At 55.0% G+C, this 18,889-nt stretch carries 17 protein-coding genes; 9 read left to right on the forward strand and 8 right to left on the reverse strand.

Going from position 1 to position 18,889, the window contains the following annotated elements; all coding sequences use genetic code 11:
* Positions 1 to 21: 21 nt before the first annotated feature.
* The 3 genes from proQ (at position 22) to htpX (ending at position 3,908) form a co-directional block, all read left to right on the forward strand.
* Positions 22 to 723, forward strand: coding sequence for an RNA chaperone ProQ (proQ, locus tag ACK13D_RS15785; RefSeq protein ID WP_418796819.1), 702 nt, complete (start codon positions 22 to 24; stop codon positions 721 to 723).
* A gap of 19 nt (positions 724 to 742) precedes the next feature.
* A complete protein-coding gene (gene prc, locus ACK13D_RS15790) occupies positions 743 to 2,782 on the forward strand; it encodes a carboxy terminal-processing peptidase (protein WP_010670770.1) in 2,040 nt (679 codons plus the stop codon).
* A gap of 244 nt (positions 2,783 to 3,026) precedes the next feature.
* A complete protein-coding gene (gene htpX, locus ACK13D_RS15795; RefSeq protein WP_003852678.1) occupies positions 3,027 to 3,908 on the forward strand; it encodes a protease HtpX in 882 nt (293 codons plus the stop codon).
* Positions 3,909 to 4,170: 262 nt separating this feature from the next.
* Here htpX and ACK13D_RS15800 read toward each other — a convergent pair whose 3' ends face one another.
* Positions 4,171 to 5,541 carry an MFS transporter gene (locus ACK13D_RS15800; protein ID WP_052270530.1) on the reverse strand — a complete coding sequence of 457 codons (1,371 nt, stop codon included), beginning with the start codon at positions 5,539 to 5,541 and terminating at the stop codon, positions 4,171 to 4,173.
* A 187-nt stretch (positions 5,542 to 5,728) separates the two neighbouring features.
* Here ACK13D_RS15800 and kdgR point away from each other — a divergent pair, with 187 nt between their 5' ends.
* Positions 5,729 to 6,520 carry a DNA-binding transcriptional regulator KdgR gene (gene kdgR, locus ACK13D_RS15805; protein WP_010670769.1) on the forward strand — a complete coding sequence of 264 codons (792 nt, stop codon included), beginning with the start codon at positions 5,729 to 5,731 and terminating at the stop codon, positions 6,518 to 6,520.
* 30 nt (positions 6,521 to 6,550) lie between these two features.
* On the opposite strand, the gene ACK13D_RS15810 is transcribed toward kdgR, so the two are convergent.
* A complete protein-coding gene (locus ACK13D_RS15810) occupies positions 6,551 to 6,787 on the reverse strand; it encodes a YobH family protein (protein ID WP_010258788.1) in 237 nt (78 codons plus the stop codon).
* A 212-nt stretch (positions 6,788 to 6,999) separates the two neighbouring features.
* On the opposite strand from ACK13D_RS15810, the gene ACK13D_RS15815 reads away from it, so the two are divergent.
* The 4 genes from ACK13D_RS15815 to rlmA all read left to right on the forward strand — a co-directional run bounded on the left by ACK13D_RS15815 (position 7,000) and on the right by rlmA (position 10,114).
* Positions 7,000 to 7,272, forward strand: coding sequence for a YebO family protein (locus ACK13D_RS15815; protein ID WP_010258793.1), 273 nt, complete (start codon positions 7,000 to 7,002; stop codon positions 7,270 to 7,272).
* Positions 7,273 to 7,290: 18 nt separating this feature from the next.
* Entirely contained in the window at positions 7,291 to 8,301 is a 1,011-nt protein-coding gene (locus ACK13D_RS15820; RefSeq protein ID WP_187505639.1) for an MBL fold metallo-hydrolase, read from the forward strand.
* A gap of 656 nt (positions 8,302 to 8,957) precedes the next feature.
* Positions 8,958 to 9,167: a transcription antiterminator/RNA stability regulator CspE gene (gene cspE / locus ACK13D_RS15825; RefSeq protein WP_003852684.1), complete on the forward strand. Its 210-nt coding sequence runs from the start codon at positions 8,958 to 8,960 to the stop codon at positions 9,165 to 9,167.
* A gap of 137 nt (positions 9,168 to 9,304) precedes the next feature.
* A complete protein-coding gene (gene rlmA, locus ACK13D_RS15830; RefSeq protein WP_418796822.1) occupies positions 9,305 to 10,114 on the forward strand; it encodes a 23S rRNA (guanine(745)-N(1))-methyltransferase in 810 nt (269 codons plus the stop codon).
* Here rlmA and ACK13D_RS15835 read toward each other — a convergent pair.
* The 4 genes from ACK13D_RS15835 to manX all read right to left on the reverse strand — a co-directional run bounded on the left by ACK13D_RS15835 (position 10,111) and on the right by manX (position 13,348).
* Positions 10,111 to 10,569, reverse strand: coding sequence for a DUF986 family protein (locus ACK13D_RS15835; protein WP_022625541.1), 459 nt, complete (start codon positions 10,567 to 10,569; stop codon positions 10,111 to 10,113). The two genes, rlmA and ACK13D_RS15835, sit on opposite strands and share 4 nt — an antisense overlap.
* Positions 10,570 to 10,660: 91 nt before the next feature.
* Entirely contained in the window at positions 10,661 to 11,506 is an 846-nt protein-coding gene (locus ACK13D_RS15840) for a PTS mannose transporter subunit IID (protein WP_010260523.1), read from the reverse strand.
* A gap of 15 nt (positions 11,507 to 11,521) precedes the next feature.
* Positions 11,522 to 12,322, reverse strand: a complete 801-nt coding sequence (locus ACK13D_RS15845; RefSeq protein ID WP_010670765.1) for a PTS mannose/fructose/sorbose transporter subunit IIC — start codon at positions 12,320 to 12,322, stop codon at positions 11,522 to 11,524.
* Between the two features lie 63 nt (positions 12,323 to 12,385).
* Positions 12,386 to 13,348: a PTS mannose transporter subunit IIAB gene (gene manX, locus ACK13D_RS15850; RefSeq protein WP_050679594.1), complete on the reverse strand. Its 963-nt coding sequence runs from the start codon at positions 13,346 to 13,348 to the stop codon at positions 12,386 to 12,388.
* Positions 13,349 to 13,855: 507 nt separating this feature from the next.
* On the opposite strand from manX, the gene ACK13D_RS15855 reads away from it, so the two are divergent.
* On the forward strand, positions 13,856 to 15,436 hold the full coding sequence (locus tag ACK13D_RS15855; RefSeq protein ID WP_010260533.1) for a TerC family protein: 1,581 nt from the start codon (positions 13,856 to 13,858) through the stop codon (positions 15,434 to 15,436).
* Positions 15,437 to 15,576: 140 nt separating this feature from the next.
* Here ACK13D_RS15855 and ACK13D_RS15860 read toward each other — a convergent pair whose 3' ends face one another.
* Positions 15,577 to 17,139 (reverse strand): EAL domain-containing protein, encoded by a 1,563-nt coding sequence (locus tag ACK13D_RS15860; RefSeq protein ID WP_045139905.1) that lies wholly within the window; start codon positions 17,137 to 17,139, stop codon positions 15,577 to 15,579.
* A gap of 224 nt (positions 17,140 to 17,363) precedes the next feature.
* Positions 17,364 to 18,728, reverse strand: a complete 1,365-nt coding sequence (locus ACK13D_RS15865; RefSeq protein WP_010260538.1) for an L-serine ammonia-lyase — start codon at positions 18,726 to 18,728, stop codon at positions 17,364 to 17,366.
* Between the last annotated feature and the right edge of the window lie 161 nt (positions 18,729 to 18,889).

Here is an 18,889-nt window from a genome sequence, read left to right on the forward strand (position 1 = left end):
CCGTTGTAATCAGGAAATTTCATGGAAAATCAACCTAAGTTGAATAGCAGTAAAGAAGTCATCACTTTTCTGGCGGAGCGCTTTCCGCACTGCTTTAGCGCTGAAGGTGAAGCGCGTCCGCTCAAAATCGGTATCTTTCAGGATCTGGTCGAGCGTGTTCAGGGCGAAATGGGTCTGAGCAAAACACAGCTGCGTTCCGCGCTGCGTCTCTATACGTCAAGCTGGCGTTATCTGTACGGCATCAAAGCTGGTGCTATCCGTGTCGATCTCGACGGTAACGCCTGTGGCGTGCTGGATGAGCAACACGTTGAGCATGCACGCAAGCAGCTGGAAGAAGCGAAAGCACGCGTCCAGGCGCAGCGTGACCAGCAGCGCGCCGCGCGTCGTGAAGCAGGCGAAAGCGAAGAGGGCGCGGCACCGCGTCGTCCACGCAAGCCCGCGGCACGTAAGCCTGCAGAAGGCGAAGCCGCGCGTAAACCGCGTCCGCAGACCACTGCACCGCGTGCGACCGCCTCACAGCATCGCAAGCCAGCCCCACGTCCGGAGCATGAAGCCCGACCCATCACTGATACCTCAACTTTGCAACCCGGCCAGAGTATTAAAGTTAAAGCAGGCAAAAGTGCGATGGACGCTACCGTTCTTGAAGTATCAAAAGACGGCGTTCGGGTCCAGCTCGCTTCCGGCATGGCAATGATTGTGCGCGCAGAACACTTGCAGTTCTGAAACGGAGGCTAACCCCGGCATGAACACCCTTTTTAAAGTTGGACTTATTGCGGGCCTGCTATTAGCAGGCCCAACCTTCGGCGCGGAGAACATTACCCGCGCCGATCAGATTCCCCAGCTTCACGAAGATCCGCAGGATCCGACGGTCAGTGAGCGCGTAACCTCGCGCTTTACCCGTTCCCACTATCGCCAGTTCGACCTGGATCAGAACTTTTCAGCGAAAATTTTTGATCGCTATCTGAACATGCTCGACTACAGCCACAATGTGCTGCTGGCGTCAGATGTGGCGCAGTTTGCCAGCAAAAAAACCACCGTCGGCGATGAGCTGCGCAGTGGCAAGCTGGATCTCTTTTACGATATTTATAATCTGGCGCAGAAACGCCGTTTTGAGCGCTATCAATATGCGCTGACGGTGCTGGCTCGTCCGATGAATTTCAGCGGCAATGACACTATCGACATTGACCGCGCGAAAGCACCCTGGCCGAAAGATCAGTCTGAACTGAATGCGCTGTGGGATGCCAAGGTCAAATATGATCAGCTGAGTCTGAAGCTGGCGGGCAAAGATGATAACGAGATCCGCGACGTTCTGACCAAGCGTTATAACTTCGCTATCCGTCGTCTGGCCCAGAGCAACGGTGAAGATGTTTTCCAGCTGGTGATGAACGCTTTTGCCCGCGAAATCGATCCGCACACCAGCTATCTGTCGCCGCGTAACACCGAGCAGTTCAACACCGAAATGAGCCTGTCACTGGAAGGCATCGGTGCGGTTCTGCAGATGGATGACGACTATACGGTGATCAACTCGATGGTCGCAGGCGGCCCGGCCGCGAAGAGCAAAGCCATTACCGTTGGCGATCGCATCGTCGGTGTGGGTCAGCCAGGCAAGCCGATGGAAGATGTGATCGGCTGGCGTCTGGATGATGTCGTGGCAAAAATTAAAGGACCTAAGGGCAGCAAAGTGCGCCTGGAAGTTCTGCCAGCCGGTAAGGGTACTAAAACCCGTACTGTGACGCTGACGCGTGAGAAAATCCGTCTGGAAGATCGCGCGGTTAAATTGACCATCAAAAATGTCGGCAAGCAGAAAGTGGGCGTGCTCGATATTCCTGGTTTCTATGTCGGCCTCACCGACGACGTAAAAGTACAGCTGCAGAAACTGCAGAAACAGAACGTCGACAGTGTGGTGATCGATCTGCGTACCAACGGCGGCGGCGCGCTGACCGAAGCAGTCTCGCTTTCTGGTCTGTTTATTCCGAGTGGTCCGGTAGTTCAGGTACGCGACAACAATGGTCGGGTTCGTGAAGACAGCGATAACGACGGCGTTGTCTACTACAAAGGACCGCTGGTGGTGCTGGTCGATCGTTTCAGCGCCTCAGCCTCTGAGATCTTCGCTGCCGCGATGCAGGATTACGGTCGTGCGGTGATTGTCGGCGAGCCAACCTTTGGTAAAGGCACCGTTCAGCAGTATCGCTCTCTGAACCGCATCTACGATCAGATGCTGCGTCCGGAGTGGCCTGCGTTAGGCTCCGTTTCTTACACCATTCAGAAGTTCTATCGCATTAACGGCGGCAGTACACAGCGTAAAGGCGTCACGCCGGATCTGCTGATGCCAACCGGCGTTGAAGCGGCTGAAACCGGTGAGAAATTTGAAGATAACGCACTGCCGTGGGACAGCATCAAAGCGGCGACCTATGTCAAAACCGGTGATGTGAAACCGCTGGTAGTGCAACTGACTAAGCAGCATGCTGACCGCATCGCTCAGGATCGCGAGTTCCAGTACATCATGAAGGACATTGCCCGTTACAATGCCCTGAAAGATAAGCGCAACATCGTGTCGCTTAATCTTGCCCAGCGCGAGAAAGAGAATCACGAAGATGATGCGTCTCGTCTGGAGCGGATCAACGCGCGCTATCAGGCCGAAGGCAAAAAACCGCTGAAAAATCTGGATGAGTTGCCGAAAGATTATAAAGAGCCGGATCCGTATCTTGATGAGACGGTGAAGATCGCTAACGATCTTGCGCAGCTGGAGAAATCCCAGCCAGAGGCGCCAGCGGCTAAATAATCCGCTGTTGCCAGAAAAAGCACCGCTCAGCGGTGCTTTTTTTTGTACTCAGAAAAGTTTCCAGTAAGCAATGATTAGCGCTGGTGAAGGTGCCTGAAGGCTGGGCTCCTCATCAGGCGTGTCAGAATGTAAAGTTATGTCTTTTTAGGCACTTAAACGTTAAGGTTGCTTGAAAAGCAGCCCAATGCCCATAGGATATGGATCCGCGTATAGGCGCGTGAACTACTGAGGAAGATTAACAAAAATGATGCGTATTGCTCTTTTCCTGATGACCAACCTGGCTGTGATGTTGGTATTCGGGCTGATTCTCAGCCTGACAGGGATCCAGTCAAGCAGTGTTCAGGGCCTGATGATCATGGCAGGCCTGTTTGGCTTCGGCGGTGCGTTTGTTTCACTGCTGATGTCGAAGTGGATGGCACTGCGATCGGTTGGCGGTGAAGTGATTGAACAGCCACGCAACGAAACCGAGCGCTGGCTGGTGGATACAATTGGCCGTCAGGCACAGCAGGCGGGTATTGCGATGCCGCAGGTGGCGATCTATCACGCACCTGACATCAACGCCTTCGCAACTGGCGCACGGCGTAACGCCTCACTGGTTGCCGTCTCAACCGGTCTGCTGCAGAACATGAGCCGTGATGAAGCGGAAGCGGTGCTGGCACACGAAGTGTCACACATCGCCAACGGCGACATGATCACCATGACGCTGATCCAGGGTGTGGTGAACACCTTTGTGATTTTCGTTTCACGTATTCTGGCGCAGATCGCGGCGGGCTTTATGTCCGGCAACCGCGATGGTGAGGAGAGCAGCAACGGCAACCCGCTGGTCTACTTTGCGGTGTCGATGGTGCTGGAACTGGTGTTTGGTATTCTCGCCAGCATCATCACCATGTGGTTCTCGCGTCACCGTGAGTTCCATGCCGATGCCGGTTCAGCGAAGCTGGTAGGTCGTGAGAAGATGATTGCGGCGTTACAGCGCCTGAAAACCAGCTATGAACCGCAGGAGCCGAGCAGCATGATGGCGTTCTGTATCAACGGTAAGGGCAAATCGTTCAGCGAGCTGTTTATGTCGCATCCGCCGTTAGATAAGCGTATTGAAGCACTGCGCAGCGGTCAGTATCTGAAGTAGCGTTAAGCAGAGCAAAAAAGGCGACCCTGGGTCGCCTTTTCTGTTTAGAAACCATAATCAGACTGAATCTGACAGCAATATCTTAGCCCAACATGCAGGGAACCCGGGCAGAGGAGGAAAGCGTCCCGCGCCATGGATGGTGCGGGCCGACCGTCATGGATGACAGAAGTCTTTCCGATCTGACCGGGTTCCCTGTGAAGGCTCGGCCTTACAGCGAATCGGGTCACACTCTGTCAGGTGGTCGCCTTTTCTGTTTCTGCCATCAGGCGCGGGTCTGCGTCATCCGCGACACACTGACCAGCGCGGCCACGGCGGCAAAGCTGCCCGCCAGCAGCAGCGAAGCGTGCGTCCCGCGATCATCAAACAGATTAAACATCAGCGCGACCAGTGCAGCACCCATACTCTGGCCCAGCAGGCGCGCGGTGCCCAGCATGCCGCTGGCGCCGCCGCTGCGATGACGCGGAGCGGAAGTGACAATAGTGTGGTTGTTGGGTGACTGAAACAGCCCAAAACCGGCACCGCACAGCATCATGCGCCAGATAATATCGCCATCACCCGGGTTGGCCGGAAGCCAGGCGAGCAGAAACAGCCCCAGGGCGAACATAGCCAGCCCGATGCCGCCCAGCAGCCCGGCATGCACCCGTTCAATCAGCCGGCCGGCAATCGGCGCAAACACCATGGTTGCCAGCGGCCAGGGCGTCAGCAGTAAACCGGTTGCCACCTCATCACGCTGCAGGACGTTTTGCAGAAAGAAGGGCAGCGACACCATCGCCAGCATCTGCGCGCAGAACGAACAGACCGACGTTCCCATCGACAGGCTGAAAATCGGGATACGCAGCAGATCAACCGGCAGCAGCGGCACCGCCATGTTTAACTGACGACGAATAAAGAACCAGCCCACAACCAGCAGAGCAATGACCTCCGACAGCACCAGCAGATGACTCTGTCCCTGTGCAAACCCGCTCAGCGCAGAGATGATCAGACCAAAGAACAGGGCGTTCATGATCGCGCTGGGAACATCAAATTTCTGCGCCGTCGCTTTCTGCGGATTATCAGGCAGCGTGCGCAGCGCCAGCCAGAGCGCAATGGCACCCAGCGGGACGTTAATCAGAAACAGCCACTTCCAGCTTGCCACCGAAAGAATCGCTGCGGCAACCGTCGGGCCTGCCGCGGTTGAAACCGCCACGACCAGCGAGTTGATCGCCATGCCGCGTCCCAGATGACGCTGCGGATAGATAATGCGTATCAGCGCGGTATTCACACTCATCAGCGCTGCACCCCCTAACCCCTGCAGCACGCGGGCGAAAGTCAGCATGGTCAGGGTGGTGGAGAAGGCGCAGAACAGCGAAGTGGCAATAAACAGCGCCAGGCCTGCCTGATAGACGCGACGATAACCCAGCATGTCGCCCAGAAACGAGAGGGACAGCAGCGAGACGATAATCGCAATCTGATAGGCATTCACTATCCAGATCGACTGCGCCGGGCTGGCATTCAGTTCGCGTGAGATAGTGGGCAGGGCGACATTGGCTATCGCGCCATCCAGCACCGCCATGGTCAGACCCAGCGCGATGGTGACGATTGCCATATAGCGCTGACGCGCGGGTAATCCATCCTGAGGAGGGGAGAGTGTCATAAGTTAATTACTAAAGAGGGTGAATATCATCATGCTAATGAAATTAAGGCTGAAATACAGCGATCGGACGGAGAAAAAACTGTCTTTAAATATGACGTCATGGTTAAAGCATTGCTGCCTTCGTGTGCCTCACTCTATACTGACAGTCCGTTCCATTTTTTTTGAAACAGGTTTAACAAGGTGCGCGATGTCCTCTGCTGAAAATGATAAACAGCCCGATTCCGTCTCTTCGGTACTTAAAGTGTTCGGCATTCTGCAGGCGCTGGGTGAAGAGCGCGATCACGGTATTACTGAGCTCGCGCAGCGCGTGATGATGTCAAAAAGCACCGTTTACCGTTTCCTGCAGACCATGAAGTCGCTGGGTTATGTCACGCAGGAAGGTGAGAGCGAGAAGTACTCACTGACACTGAAGCTGTTTGAACTGGGCGCTAAAGCGCTGCAGAACGTCGATTTAATCCGCAGTGCGGATGTGCAGATGCGTGAGCTTTCGCGTCTGACCAAAGAGACCATTCATCTGGGGGCGCTGGAAGAGGACAGTATTGTCTACATCCACAAAATCGACTCCCTCTACAACCTGCGTATGTATTCGCGCATTGGCCGTCGTAATCCGCTGCATACCACCGCGATTGGGAAAGTTCTGCTCGCCTGGCGCGATCGCAGCGAAGTTGAGGAGATCCTGCGGGACGTCGAGTTCAAACGGAGCACCGCCAATACGCTGTTAAGCGCGGAGGCGTTGATTACGGCGCTGGATCAGGTAAGAACGCAGGGCTATGGTGAAGATAACGAAGAGCAGGAAGAGGGTTTACGCTGCCTTGCCGTGCCGGTATTTGACCGTTTTGGCGTGGTGATTGCGGGACTGAGTATCTCTTTTCCCACCATTCGCTTTTCAGAAGATGCCCGTCAGGATTACGTGGCCATGCTGCATCGGGCGGCGCGTACGCTCTCCTCGGAGATGGGCTATCACGACTATCCGTTCTGAAAACAGCGGGCCATGTGGCCCGCTGCTTTGTTAATTATCGATCACTTCTCCGCTTTTCTTCAGCAACGGACAATCAGTCACGCCCACCACGCCACTGTCAGTATGCAGATACTGCGCACTGATCACACCGCGAGCGGTCAGATAGCTGCACTGCAGGCCAAGGCCGGCGGCATTTTTAGTACTGCCGGTTAATACGCCATAGCCGGTAAACAGCATCGCCAGCCAGATCACCGCCAGCAAGCCTACCGTACGAATAAACAGTTTCATTATGTCTCCTTGTGAAAGATAACTCAGCGCTCCACCTGGTGCCGCCGGTTATGATGATATCAGCATGCCTCGCTTTTCTGGTGGGATCGATCAGAGATAACTGAAACGGCAAATTCTGCATTGATGTTAACCCCATTATCTTTTGCGATGGCGACAGGTAGAATGGGCGGTTGCCATGTTCTGGCGTTCCCACTTAGTTTTACGAGGCAGTTATGAATGAGTTAGCCGCAAATTCGGGCCCACTGGTCAGCTATGGCCTGCTGGTCATTATTTTGATTGTGGCGTTTATCGCCTGGTTCTTTGTCAACCGCGCCAGCGTGCGCGCCGGTGAGCAAATCCGCTTACTGGAATCTTTGCTGGAAGAGCAGAAGAAACAGAATCAGCTGCTGCGCCGTCTGATTGAAATGCAGCCAGGGGCAGAGAGTAAAAAAACCGATGACGATCGCGAGAAACGCGATTTTATCCGGTTGATTCCTGAACGATAATCACAGCAGAGAGGCGGGATGGTCTGGAAAAATCCGTGGTATGACAGCAGCAAAGCGCATCACACGCCCGAGGGATTCTGCAATCCTGAACCGGAACGGCGCAAGCCGGGCGATCTGCAGCGCTGGCGCAGGGAGCGCAAAGCGCAGGGGCTGCCGCTGCCACCGCAGCAGGGCTACGGGGCTTTCACCGAACAGTGGTGGCAGCCCGCCGATATCAGCGGCAGTGACGATCGCATCTGGTGGCTGGGCCATGCCGCCGTGCTGCTGCGACTGAACCAGCAATATATCCTGATCGATCCCGCACTCTCGTCACGCGCCTCGCCACTCTCTTTTGCCGGGCCGCAGCGAAAAACGCCAGCACCGCTTAGCATCGCTGATCTGCCGCGTCTGGATGTCGTGCTTATTTCACATAACCATTACGATCATCTTGATCGACCGACGGTTAAAGCGATCGTCCGGCGTTTTCCGCAGGCGACCTTTATTGTGCCGCTGGGCCTGGCTAAATGGTGCAGGGCGCGGGGCGTGAAACAGGTCCATCAGCTCGACTGGTGGCAACAGTTTACTGTCGGCGACCTCTGTTTTGATGCGGTGCCGGCACGTCACTGGAGTATGCGAACGCCGCGCGATCGAAACCGTTCGCTCTGGTGCGGCTGGGTCGTGCGTTCTGCCTCCGTGCGCTTCTGGTTCTCAGGCGACAGCGGCTACAGCGATAGCCTGCCGGAGATTGCTGCCCGACTTGGCCCGTTCAGCCTGGCGGCTTTGCCGATTGGCGCTTATGCACCTGAATGGTTCATGGCGGGCCAACATATGAATCCCGATCAGGCGGTGGCGCTGTGGCAGGCAGCAGGCAGGCCACTGACGCTGCCCATCCACTGGGGCGTGTTCGAACTGGCCGATGAGTCGCTTGATGCACCACCCAAAGAACTGGCGGATGCGCTGCTGCGGGCAAACGAGCAAAAGGGCGGTTTCGCACCGTGGCGAATAGGCGAAAGCCGCGGGCTGAATAAGGATACCCAGGAATTATCCTAAAACATCAGAGTTAAAACAAAAGCCCGTTTTTATTATCTGATATCAATTTTTCAAATCAAAAGTTAAATTCTTAATAAGTAAAATCGGGCTCAATGCTTTTATTTGGAGCAGGACGACTGTCTGGCTCCTGCTTTTGGTGCAAAAAAAGTGTTATCTGTACGAAATAAAAGGCGCTGTACAGGATTGACGCCGGATTATAGATATTTTCAACTTTTCGCGCTTCGCTTATTCATTCTGTTATTGCCATATTTGTGAAATATTAATTTCTTATGGTATCCATTGGGTTAGACCCGACAACAGAGGCCGGAGAGGGGTCTGGCCGGAGAGCGTGCTTAATTTGCATCGGCATTTGTAAGCGCCACAGAACAGGCAATGTGAGCCTTCTGGCAATTATGTGCGCAGGCTGGCTGAGGCCCTTAAAAATGGCTTGCCATTGTTTTTAGGATATGTGATAACAAATCCTGAGTTAAACGAGGTACAGTTCTGTTTATGCATGGCATCTTCTGTAAAGAAGTCTGTAAAGAAGAACGAGTAAAGACGTTGACGTTGAATACCGCTTCCTTGCCGAACCTTAATTAGTGCCTCATGCAGTAATGTCTCTGGTTTTTCTGTACGACAGCCTTCGGGCTAAATAAACATCTAAAGGAATTTGCAAAATGGCAAAGATTAAAGGTCAGGTTAAGTGGTTCAACGAGTCTAAAGGTTTTGGTTTTATCACCCCTGCTGACGGTAGCAAAGATGTGTTCGTACACTTCTCCGCTATTCAGGGCAATGGTTTCAAAACCCTGGCTGAAGGCCAGAGCGTTGAGTTCGAAATTCAGGACGGCCAGAAAGGCCCGGCAGCCGTTAACGTTACGGCTATCTGATTCAACTCCGCCTCGGTGCATTGCACCCTGACATGAAATCTCAAAGCCCTGGCTTCTCAGCCGGGGCTTTCTTTATGCTTCCGATGCGTAAACGTTAAGGTTACACTGCGCCGCGTTATCTGATGCCGGAGCACCCTATGTCCCTGATTTGCCCTCTTTGTCACTCTCCTCTCGCCTTTACTGCGCGCAGCTGGTGCTGCGAGAATCGCCATCAGTTTGATCAGGCGAAAGAAGGGTATGTCAATCTGCTGCCCGTTCAGCATAAACGGTCGCGTGAACCGGGTGACAGTGCAGAGATGATGCAGGCACGACGCGAATTTCTTGAGGCAGGCTACTACCAGCCGCTGCGTGATCGGGTCGTCAGCCTGCTTGCGCCCGCGCTGAGCCAGCCGGAGTGCAAAATCCTGGATATCGGCTGTGGCGAAGGTTACTACACCGCCGCACTGGCTGACGCAGCAGGCGAGGCCGGGCAGGTCTATGGGCTGGATGTCGCCAGAATGGCGATCCGGCTGGCAGCAAAGCGCTATCCGGCGGTGCGCTTCTGCGTCGCTTCCAGCCAGCGCTTACCCTTTGCCGATCACGCCCTGGATGCGGTTGTCCGAATCTACGCACCCTGCAATGAAGCGGAACTGGCGCGCGTGCTGAAGCCGGGTGGCCTGGTACTGACCGTAACACCGGGCCCGCATCATCTGCAGCAGTTCAAGGCGCTGATTTACCGCGAAGTGCAGTTGCATGTGCCGGAGCAGAAAGCGTATCCCGGATTCCGCCAGGTGGCGCAGCATGCGCTGGGTTACCCGATGGCATTAACCGGCGCAGCCGCGACGACCCTGCTTCAGATGACGCCGTTCGCCTGGCGGGCGCGTGAGGAGGTCTGGCAGACCCTGCAGCAGAGCGAGCAGTTCAGCTGCGACGCAGACTTTACCCTGACTGTGTGGCAGCGCGACTAGCGCGCCTCGACCAGGGTGTTATAGATGCGCTCCAGATCGTCGAGTTGCTGCACCGCGATCAGCAGCCGACGCTGTTCCAGCTGAATCACCAGAATGCCATCCTCAGAGAGATTCATGCCCTGAATTCGCCGGTAATCGATCCAGACACCGGCGTAAAACAACCCCTCACTTTTCATCAGCAGCGTTGGCTTTCGCAGCCAGAATAACCAGAACGCCAGAAAACTCAGCACCATCAGCAGTGAGGTGGTGAGCTGCGGGCCGTGATGACTGACGTTGTTCCACAGCAGGATCAGCAGCAGGCCGATGAAAATCAGGCTATCCAGCTTATGCTGCCTGCGCAGCGCAACCCGTAAGCGGGTCGGGCCGTGGCGACGCGGCAGAATCGCCTCATGATAAATGGCAAACCCCATCAGGGCGGCAATACAACACGCAATCAGCGCGTCGGTTAATGACATCACATCTACCTCAAACAGGGTGAGCTCAGCCGGTTGTGGCTCAGCTCACCACGCTTAAAAGCCGGGAGCGCAGGCTCCCGGCCGGGTGAAATTACAGACCGAGCAGGCCGATCCAGTAACCAAAAATACCGATAGCAAAGAAGCCGACGATAATCCACAGCGCGTTCACTTTACGGCGTAACAGCCACATACAGCCAAAGGTCAGCAGCAGCGGCACCACGCCCGGCATCAGCTGATCGAGGATCGACTGTACGGTGGTGACGGTGGTTTTACCGGTCGAGTCGGTAATACGTGACACCACCAGCGGGATGTTAACGTGTGTCCACTTGTTGACCAGCGCCCCCATGACAAACAGGCCGAGAATCGACGCCCCTTCCGTGAGTTTCTGCAGGAAACCGCCGCCCATATCACTGACGATATCGATCCCTTTGCGATAGCCATAGGCCACGCCGTAGTAGCGGGTCAGCAGGCGTGCCAGGTTAAACAGCACAAAGAAGAGCAGCGGACCCAGCAGACTGCCACTCATGGCGATACCGGCTCCCAGCGCGGCAAACACCGGGCGCACCGTACCCCAGAAGATCGGGTCGCCAACACCGGCCAGCGGTCCCATCAGGCCGACTTTAAGGCCGTTAATCGCGCCATCGTCGATCGGGGCGCCGTTAGCACGCTGCTCTTCCATCGCCATAGTCACGCCCAGAACCGGCGCGGCCACATAAGGATGGGTATTAAAGAACTCCAGATGACGCTTGATCGCCTGCTTACGATCATCATTGTTCTCAGGATAGAGACGGCGGATCACCGGCACCATTGAGAAGCAGAAGCCCAGCGCCTGCATGCGTTCAAAGTTCCATGAACCCTGGAACAGGTTAGAGCGCAGAAAGACGGCGCGAACATCACCGGGAGTCAGTTTCTTTTCGACTTTCGTAATATCAACCATGTGCTCACCTGTTCCTTAATCGAGTTCGTTATCAAGATCGTTTGCGGTCGCAGCACCTGTTGGTGCTCCCGCCACACGGTTGTATTTCGGGCTGAGCTGAATGTAAAGCACCGCCATAACCACGCCAATGACGCCCAGCGCCACCAGGTTAAAGTTGGTGAAGGCGGCGGTGACGAAGCCCAGGTAAAAGAACGGCATCAGGTAGCCTGCGCGCATCATGTTGATGACCATCGCATAACCGACCACCACAATCATGCCACCGGCGATATTCAGGCCGTTGGTAACCACGTCCGGAATAGAGCTGAGTAAGGCGTGAACCGCACTGGTGCCGACCGAAATCGCCACAATCAGCGCCGGGATGGCGATACGCATCGCCTGTAACAGCAGGGCAGAGACGTGGATCCAGGAGATGGCCGTGAGATTACCTTTCTCTGCGGCTTTGTCAGCCGCATGCTGGAAGGCGACGGTCAGCGTACGCACGATTATGGTCAGTACCTGTCCGGCGGCGGCCAGCGGTATCGCCAGCGCAATACCGGCACCCACACTTTGACCGCCAGCGATAACCAGGATGGTCGAGATAATGGAGGCGAGGGCGGCATCAGGCGCAACGGCGGCACCGATGTTCATCCAGCCCAGCGCAATCATCTCCAGCGTACCGCCGATAATAATGCCGGTTTTCATATCACCCAGCACCATACCAATCAGGGTACAGGCCACCAGGGGACGGTGAAACTGGAACTCATCCAGAATCGACCCCATACCGGCAATACAGGCGACAATAAAAATCAAAATAATTTGTAGCGAGGTTATTTCCATCATACTTCTTGTCCTCAGCAGGATAACCAGGAGCCCGGAAACGCAGGCGCATAAGTGCTTCTGTTACGCGTTAACTTTCGCGATCAGATCCATCATTTTCAGTTTCTGGTCACTGGAAACTTTACGCACTTCCAGTTCAATATTGCGTTCATTGAGTTTGCGGAATGCGGCAATATCTTTTTCATCGACCGAGACCGCATTATTGACCTGAGTTTTCCCCTGGCGGAACGCCATACCGCCGATGTTGACGGTTTTAATATCGACACCCTGTTCCACCACGCGCAGTACATCGGTGGGATTGGTAAACAGCAGCATCACGCGATCCTGACCATACTTCGGGTTGTTCCACACCCGCACCATCTTATCGACATCCACCACATGGGCCGTGACGCCGGGCGGAGCGACCTGCGTCAGCAGAGTCTTGCGCACATGATCGTTGGCCACTTCATCGCTGACTACGATAATGCGCTGAACGTTGGTCTCTTTGGTCCAGCGCGTTGCCACCTGCCCATGAATCAGACGGTCATCAATGCGTGTCAGCCCGATTTTCATGTGGTCACCAGGCGCCATCGGCTTAGCCGGTTGCACCGCAGCGGCCGGTTTCACCGCCACTGGCGCCGGCGCTTCTTCTTTGGCTTTCAGGGCTTTGACCCCTTCACGGCCGGTCTCCACCGCCACGGCGACCAGCTCGTCAAAACCGGGATTGTCATCGCGCGCCATCAGGGTTTCGACCAGCATCGGGATATTGACCCCGGCGATGACCTCATACTGCGGTTTGTCGACCACGATGCGACTGGCCGCATTAAACGGACTGCCACCCCAGGTATCAACTAAAAACAGGACTCCCTGCGTCGTATCAAGTTCTGCCAGTCGTGCCTGATATTTTTCAATCAGCGTTTCTGCATTTTCACCGGGGACAAAATCTATCCAGCCGACATTGTCCTGCTCGCCCAACAGCATTTCTGCTGTTTTCAGCAGTTGTTCCGCTGCCCAGCCGTGTGTACCAATTACTATCGCAATGGTCACGTGCTACCTCCGTTCGCTAGAGATGCTCATCTGAGTCAATGAACTGTATTGAATTGCTTTGATGATCTGTTTAACCGGATGATTCGAATTATCGGTATAGCGTCGAAAAAACATGGGTTAACTACGTCAAGGCGGTAAAGTCGCGATTTATTTTAGTGATCGAAAAAATAAATTATGTGATGTCTGTCAGCTATTCATCCTGTGAAGTGACCAGTAACCCTTTTTATGCGCCTGATCATCCGTCAGGCAGATTGTAAAAATAAGAAAATTTTTTGACGCAATTCGCCGACCTGATACATTAACGTTCTGTTTATTACTCAGGAGTAACGGGCTTCAGCCCACCTTTATGGATCGTCACCGACGTCGCTTAATCTGTTCTTTGCGCCTGCTGGCGCGTCACCCTTCGCCTCACGGCGTTTTCACCGCTTTCCCGACTACCTGCATGTCACGCATTGCTGCGCTGATAAGCGGCACCGCGATCTGTTCCCTGTTCTGGAGTCATAAATAATGGAATTTTTATTCGACCCCTCAATCTGGGCGGGTTTACTGACGCTCGTGGTGCTGGAAATCGTACTCGGCATTGATAACCTGGTGTTTATTGCCATCCTGGCCGACAAACTGCCGCCGAAGCAGCGTGATAAAGCACGCCTGATTGGCCTGTCACTGGCGCTGGTCATGCGTCTGGGTCTGCTGTCGCTGATCTCCTGGATGGTGACGCTGACGACGCCTCTCTTTAGCGTAGGCGGTTTCAGCTTTGCCGGTCGTGATTTAATTCTGCTGGCGGGTGGTCTGTTCCTGTTGTTTAAGGCGACCATGGAGCTGCACGAGCGGCTGGAGAACCGGCAGCTCGACGGATCCGGTAATCGGGGATATGCCAGTTTCTGGGCTGTCGTGACGCAGATTGTGGTACTGGACGCCGTCTTCTCGCTGGATGCTGTGATTACCGCCGTAGGTATGGTGAACCACCTGCCGGTGATGATGACCGCCGTGGTGATTGCGATGGGTGTGATGCTGCTGGCATCTAAGCCGTTAACCAATTTTGTTAACGCGCATCCGACTGTAGTGGTGCTCTGCCTGAGCTTCCTGCTGATGATCGGTCTGTCGCTGGTGGCAGAAGGCTTTGGTTTCCATATTCCTAAAGGCTACCTCTATGCGGCGATTGGCTTCTCGATTCTGATTGAGCTGTTCAACCAGGTTGCACGTCGTAACTTTATCCGCCATCAGTCAAATCGCCCGATGCGTGAACGCACCGCCGAAGCGATTTTACGCCTGATGGGGGGCCGCAACCGTGCCCAGACCGCCAGCAATGGCAACACCAGCAGCAGCGAAGAGGCTGCACTGGCGGAAGCGATGCCGCAGGAAGCGTTTAAAGATGAAGAGCGCTATATGATTAATGGCGTGCTGACGCTGGCTTCCCGCTCGATTCGCAGCATCATGACGCCACGCGGTGAAATCTCCTGGGTCGATGCGAATCGGCCGGTAGATGAGATTCGCGGTCAGCTGCTTGATACGCCACACAGCCTGTTCCCGGTCTGTCGGGGTGAACTGGATGAAATTGTCGGTGTAGTGCGAGCCAAAGAGCTGCTGGTGGCGCTGGAGCACGGTGTGGATGTGGCAACGTTTGCGGCCAATACACCGACTATCGTGGTGCCGGAGACGCTGGATCCGATCAACCTGCTTGGCGTGCTGCGTCGTGCCAAGGGCAGCTTCGTGATTGTCACCAATGAGTTTGGTGTGGTTCAGGGTCTGATTACGCCGCTGGACGTGCTGGAAGCGATTGCGGGTGAATTCCCGGATGAAGATGAAACGCCCGATATCATTGCGGATGGTGATGGCTGGTTAGTGAAAGGGGGGACCGATCTGCACTCGCTGCAGCAGTTGCTCGACTTCCATGAGCTGGTCGACCCGACAGAAGACCACGCCTCGCTGGCGGGCCTGCTGATTGAGCAGAAAGGGCAGTTACCGCTTCCTGGCGATGTGATTGATATTACTCCGCTGCACTTCCAGATTATCGAAGCGACCGACTACCGTATCGATCTGGTGCGTGTCACTAAAGATAAACCGCATGATGAGGATGAAGAGGGCTAATCGTTCTCGTTGATGCAGAGGCGCTGCCGGGCTTACCGGCCGCGCTGAATTCTCCGACAGCCGCTGGCTCATTGCCGCGGCTGTTTTTTTGTCTGTGGCGTAAGGTCATCAGGCAGGGCGAAACGGGGCTCAGGCGATTGTCACCTGCGGGCATCAGCCTGATGCTGCGCCAGCCACGCCGGGAAATCCTGCAGCGGCATCGGGCGGGCAAAATAGTAGCCCTGCAGATGATCCACGCCGCGTTCGCGCAGATAGGCCGCCTGCTCAGCCGTCTCCACGCCTTCGGCCACCAGACTGATATTCAGGCGCTGGGCCAGCGAAATCACCATATCCGTCACCGTGGCATTAATCGCGTCAGTGCCGATGGCTGCGGTGAAAATCTTGTCGATTTTCAGCACATCTGGCTGCAGATCTTTCAGGTAGGAGAGTGAGCTGTGACCGGTACCAAAATCATCAATCGCCAGCCGGACACCGATGTCGTGCAGTTGCGCAATCACCGACTGGTCCACGACCGGCAGGGCATCGCGCTCGGTGAGCTCCACCACCAGTTTTGGCACCGGATTGGCAGGCCACCACAGGTTGTGCAGATCTTCCAGAATGGCGTGGTCGCGGAAGTGGCTGGCGGCAACGTTAATGGCGATATGGAACGCGGGATCGTCGGGCAGCTGCGGTAACTGACTCACCACCTCATTCAGTACAAAGCGCGTCAGCGGTTTGATCAGGTTCTGTCGCTCGGCCAGGGGAATAAAGACATCCGGTGCAATCCAGCCCTGACGGGGATTATGCCAGCGCAGCAGTAACTCAATACCGTCGCACTCACCACTTTTGGTGTTGATCAGCGGCTGGCAATAAACCATAAACTCACGGGCCGTAATGCCATAACTGATTTGCCAGCTCAGGCTCATACGATTTGCGGTCGCCAGCCAGACGATGTAACCCATAAGCAGACTCAGCAGCAGCGCCAGCGGGAGCTGTGAGGGAAGCGTCGCCAGCGCCAGGCGGGTCGGAGAGGGGCCATAGAGAGTAAGCGTAAACGGATAGCGCAGCGAGCCCTGCTCATAGCTCACTTCGTCTTCAGACGGCACCGTGGGCTCGATCAGCGGATTGCCATACTCCAGGCTCTCTCCATTGACGTTAAAGACAGCGCGCTCCACCCAGGGCAACTGCGGCTCCAGCAGATAATTGCTCATCATTTCGATGTTGATCACCTGCAAAATCCCGGAGCGGTTATCCAGGCTCTTTGGCGTCCACAGCAGTAAAATGGGCGAGCCTTTCAGCAGATACTCATCGGTTGCCAGCGTCATACGCTGACTGTTAAAGGCTAAATCAGGGTAGGTCTGACTAAAGGGAATGGTGCGCGGCCCGTAGATACTGGAGCAGTAGAGCACATCGTTATCCACCAGCAGGATCGCCCGGACCGTCTGCAGGGAAGAGATTTTTTCGATGAGTGGAAAGCGAACATCCTGACAGGGAACGCCGACCAGACCCAGCGTATTATTGGCTGAAACCTCCAGCGGTGAAAACATCCGGTCAAACCGCATAATCGCTTTATCGGCGAAATCCATCGCCTGCTGCTCGATACGTGACTTCTCTTCGATATAGCGAAAGGCCAGGGTTAATATCAGCACCACGGTGGCGATCGACAGCGCTATCAGCACACGCTTGCGTCTGAATTGTCCAACATTTTGCTGGGCCATAAACATCTGTATCCACCTTCCCAAAAGCCAGTAAAAAGCAAAACACAACGGGGTGAGTATCGGCACGGTCAGATCAACATTGAGGCCGGAATGCAGAAAAGCGGGTCTGGAAAGTTGCGTAAGCCGGACGGCTGCGCGGAAATCACTCTACCGGTTAAACCTGCGCTGAGATAGCGCAGGATGCGGATTTTATTACGTTTGCACGTTTTTTAATCAGTTAATCGTTTCGCTTAATCACACTGAACTTTAATCGCCAGACCGCCACGCGAAGTTTCACGGTATTTGGCGTTCATATCTTTGCCGGTTTCATACATTGTCTCGATAACCTTATCCAGCGAGACGCGGGGTTCGCTGGTGCGCCTAAGTGCCATGCGCGCCGCGTTAATCGCTTTAACCGAGGCGATAGCATTGCGCTCAATGCAGGGCACCTGAACCTGACCGGCTACCGGGTCACAGGTCAGTCCAAGGTTATGTTCCATGCCGATTTCAGCCGCCACGCAGACCTGCTCCGGACTGCCGCCCAGCAGTTCAGCCAGACCGGCCGCCGCCATAGAACAGGCGACACCCACTTCACCCTGACAGCCCACTTCCGCGCCTGAAATAGAGGCGTTCATTTTGTACAGCACGCCGATGGCGCCAGAGGCGAGGAAATAGCGCAGGAAAATGTCGGGTGTCACTGGCTCAATGAAGTGATCGTAGTAAGCCAGCACCGCAGGCACGATACCGCAGGCACCGTTAGTGGGCGCGGTCACCACGCGGCCTCCCGCGGCGTTCTCTTCGTTAACGGCCAGCGCATACATATTGATCCAGTCGATTACAATCATCGGATCGCTTGAGTGCTTGTCAGAGGAGGTCAGCAGACGACGCAGGGAGGCGGCGCGACGCGGCACGCGCAGTGGCCCTGGCAACACGCCTTCGGTATTCAGACCGCGATCGATACAGGCCTGCATCGTCTGCCAGATGTTAGTGAAATAGGCATGGATCTCATCGCGGCTGTGCAGCGCCAGCTCATTTTTCATCACCAGACCTGAGAGTGACAGGCCGGTTTCACGACAGTGAGCCAGCAGATCTTTGGCGGAGTGGAACGGCCAGGGCACAGAGACTTCATCCAGTGCCGACTGCCCGAAGTGCTCTTCATCAACAATGAAACCACCGCCAACGGAGTAATAGGTTTTTGACAGAATCAGCAGGTCGCCCGCAAACGCGAGCAGGCGCAGGCCATTTTCATGCAGGGAGAGGTTTTCACTGCGAAATACCATGCCGCCTTCACGCGGGAAATCCACTTCATGTGCGCCTTTCGCCAGCAGCAGTCGCTCACGCTGCTCAACATCTTTAATAAAGGCGGGGATCGCATCAATATCCACCGTATCCGGCGATTCACCCGCCAGACCCATAATGATGGCGATATCAGTGTGATGGCCTTTGCCGGTCAGAGAGAGAGAACCGTAAACATCCACGGCGATCCGGGTGACCTCCTGCAGCTTTTCCTGTTCGCACAGCAAATCCACAAACTGTTTACCTGCTTTCATCGGGCCGACAGTATGCGAACTTGAGGGGCCGATGCCCACTTTGAACATGTCAAAAACACTAATCACAGGTGACACTCCTCACAATTATTCTCAGTCTGCCGGGGCAGTTTATGGCGCCCATAGTAATGGTCATGCACCAGGAAAGAGCAGCTTTTCGCATGAAATAAACTTATCAAAACTCATAGAAAAAATTATAGTGCAGCGCGCCAGTAACCTGACGGGCCGGA

The sequence above is a fragment of the Pantoea sp. K16 genome, assembly GCF_048452805.1.
Lineage (GTDB): Bacteria > Pseudomonadota > Gammaproteobacteria > Enterobacterales > Enterobacteriaceae > Pantoea > Pantoea agglomerans.

Bases quoted from the DNA above. Each gene is read 5' to 3' on its own strand.
- proQ (WP_418796819.1), top strand. From the start codon at position 22: ATGGAAAATCAACCTAAGTTGAATAGCAGTAAAGAAGTCATCACTTTT.
- prc (WP_010670770.1), top strand. From the start codon at position 743: ATGAACACCCTTTTTAAAGTTGGACTTATTGCGGGCCTGCTATTAGCA.
- htpX (WP_003852678.1), top strand. From the start codon at position 3,027: ATGATGCGTATTGCTCTTTTCCTGATGACCAACCTGGCTGTGATGTTG.
- ACK13D_RS15800 (WP_052270530.1), bottom strand. From the start codon at position 5,541: ATGACACTCTCCCCTCCTCAGGATGGATTACCCGCGCGTCAGCGCTAT.
- kdgR (WP_010670769.1), top strand. From the start codon at position 5,729: ATGTCCTCTGCTGAAAATGATAAACAGCCCGATTCCGTCTCTTCGGTA.
- ACK13D_RS15810 (WP_010258788.1), bottom strand. From the start codon at position 6,787: ATGAAACTGTTTATTCGTACGGTAGGCTTGCTGGCGGTGATCTGGCTG.
- ACK13D_RS15815 (WP_010258793.1), top strand. From the start codon at position 7,000: ATGAATGAGTTAGCCGCAAATTCGGGCCCACTGGTCAGCTATGGCCTG.
- ACK13D_RS15820 (WP_187505639.1), top strand. From the start codon at position 7,291: ATGGTCTGGAAAAATCCGTGGTATGACAGCAGCAAAGCGCATCACACG.
- cspE (WP_003852684.1), top strand. From the start codon at position 8,958: ATGGCAAAGATTAAAGGTCAGGTTAAGTGGTTCAACGAGTCTAAAGGT.
- rlmA (WP_418796822.1), top strand. From the start codon at position 9,305: ATGTCCCTGATTTGCCCTCTTTGTCACTCTCCTCTCGCCTTTACTGCG.
- ACK13D_RS15835 (WP_022625541.1), bottom strand. From the start codon at position 10,569: ATGTCATTAACCGACGCGCTGATTGCGTGTTGTATTGCCGCCCTGATG.
- ACK13D_RS15840 (WP_010260523.1), bottom strand. From the start codon at position 11,506: ATGGTTGATATTACGAAAGTCGAAAAGAAACTGACTCCCGGTGATGTT.
- ACK13D_RS15845 (WP_010670765.1), bottom strand. From the start codon at position 12,322: ATGGAAATAACCTCGCTACAAATTATTTTGATTTTTATTGTCGCCTGT.
- ACK13D_RS15855 (WP_010260533.1), top strand. From the start codon at position 13,856: ATGGAATTTTTATTCGACCCCTCAATCTGGGCGGGTTTACTGACGCTC.
- ACK13D_RS15860 (WP_045139905.1), bottom strand. From the start codon at position 17,139: ATGTTTATGGCCCAGCAAAATGTTGGACAATTCAGACGCAAGCGTGTG.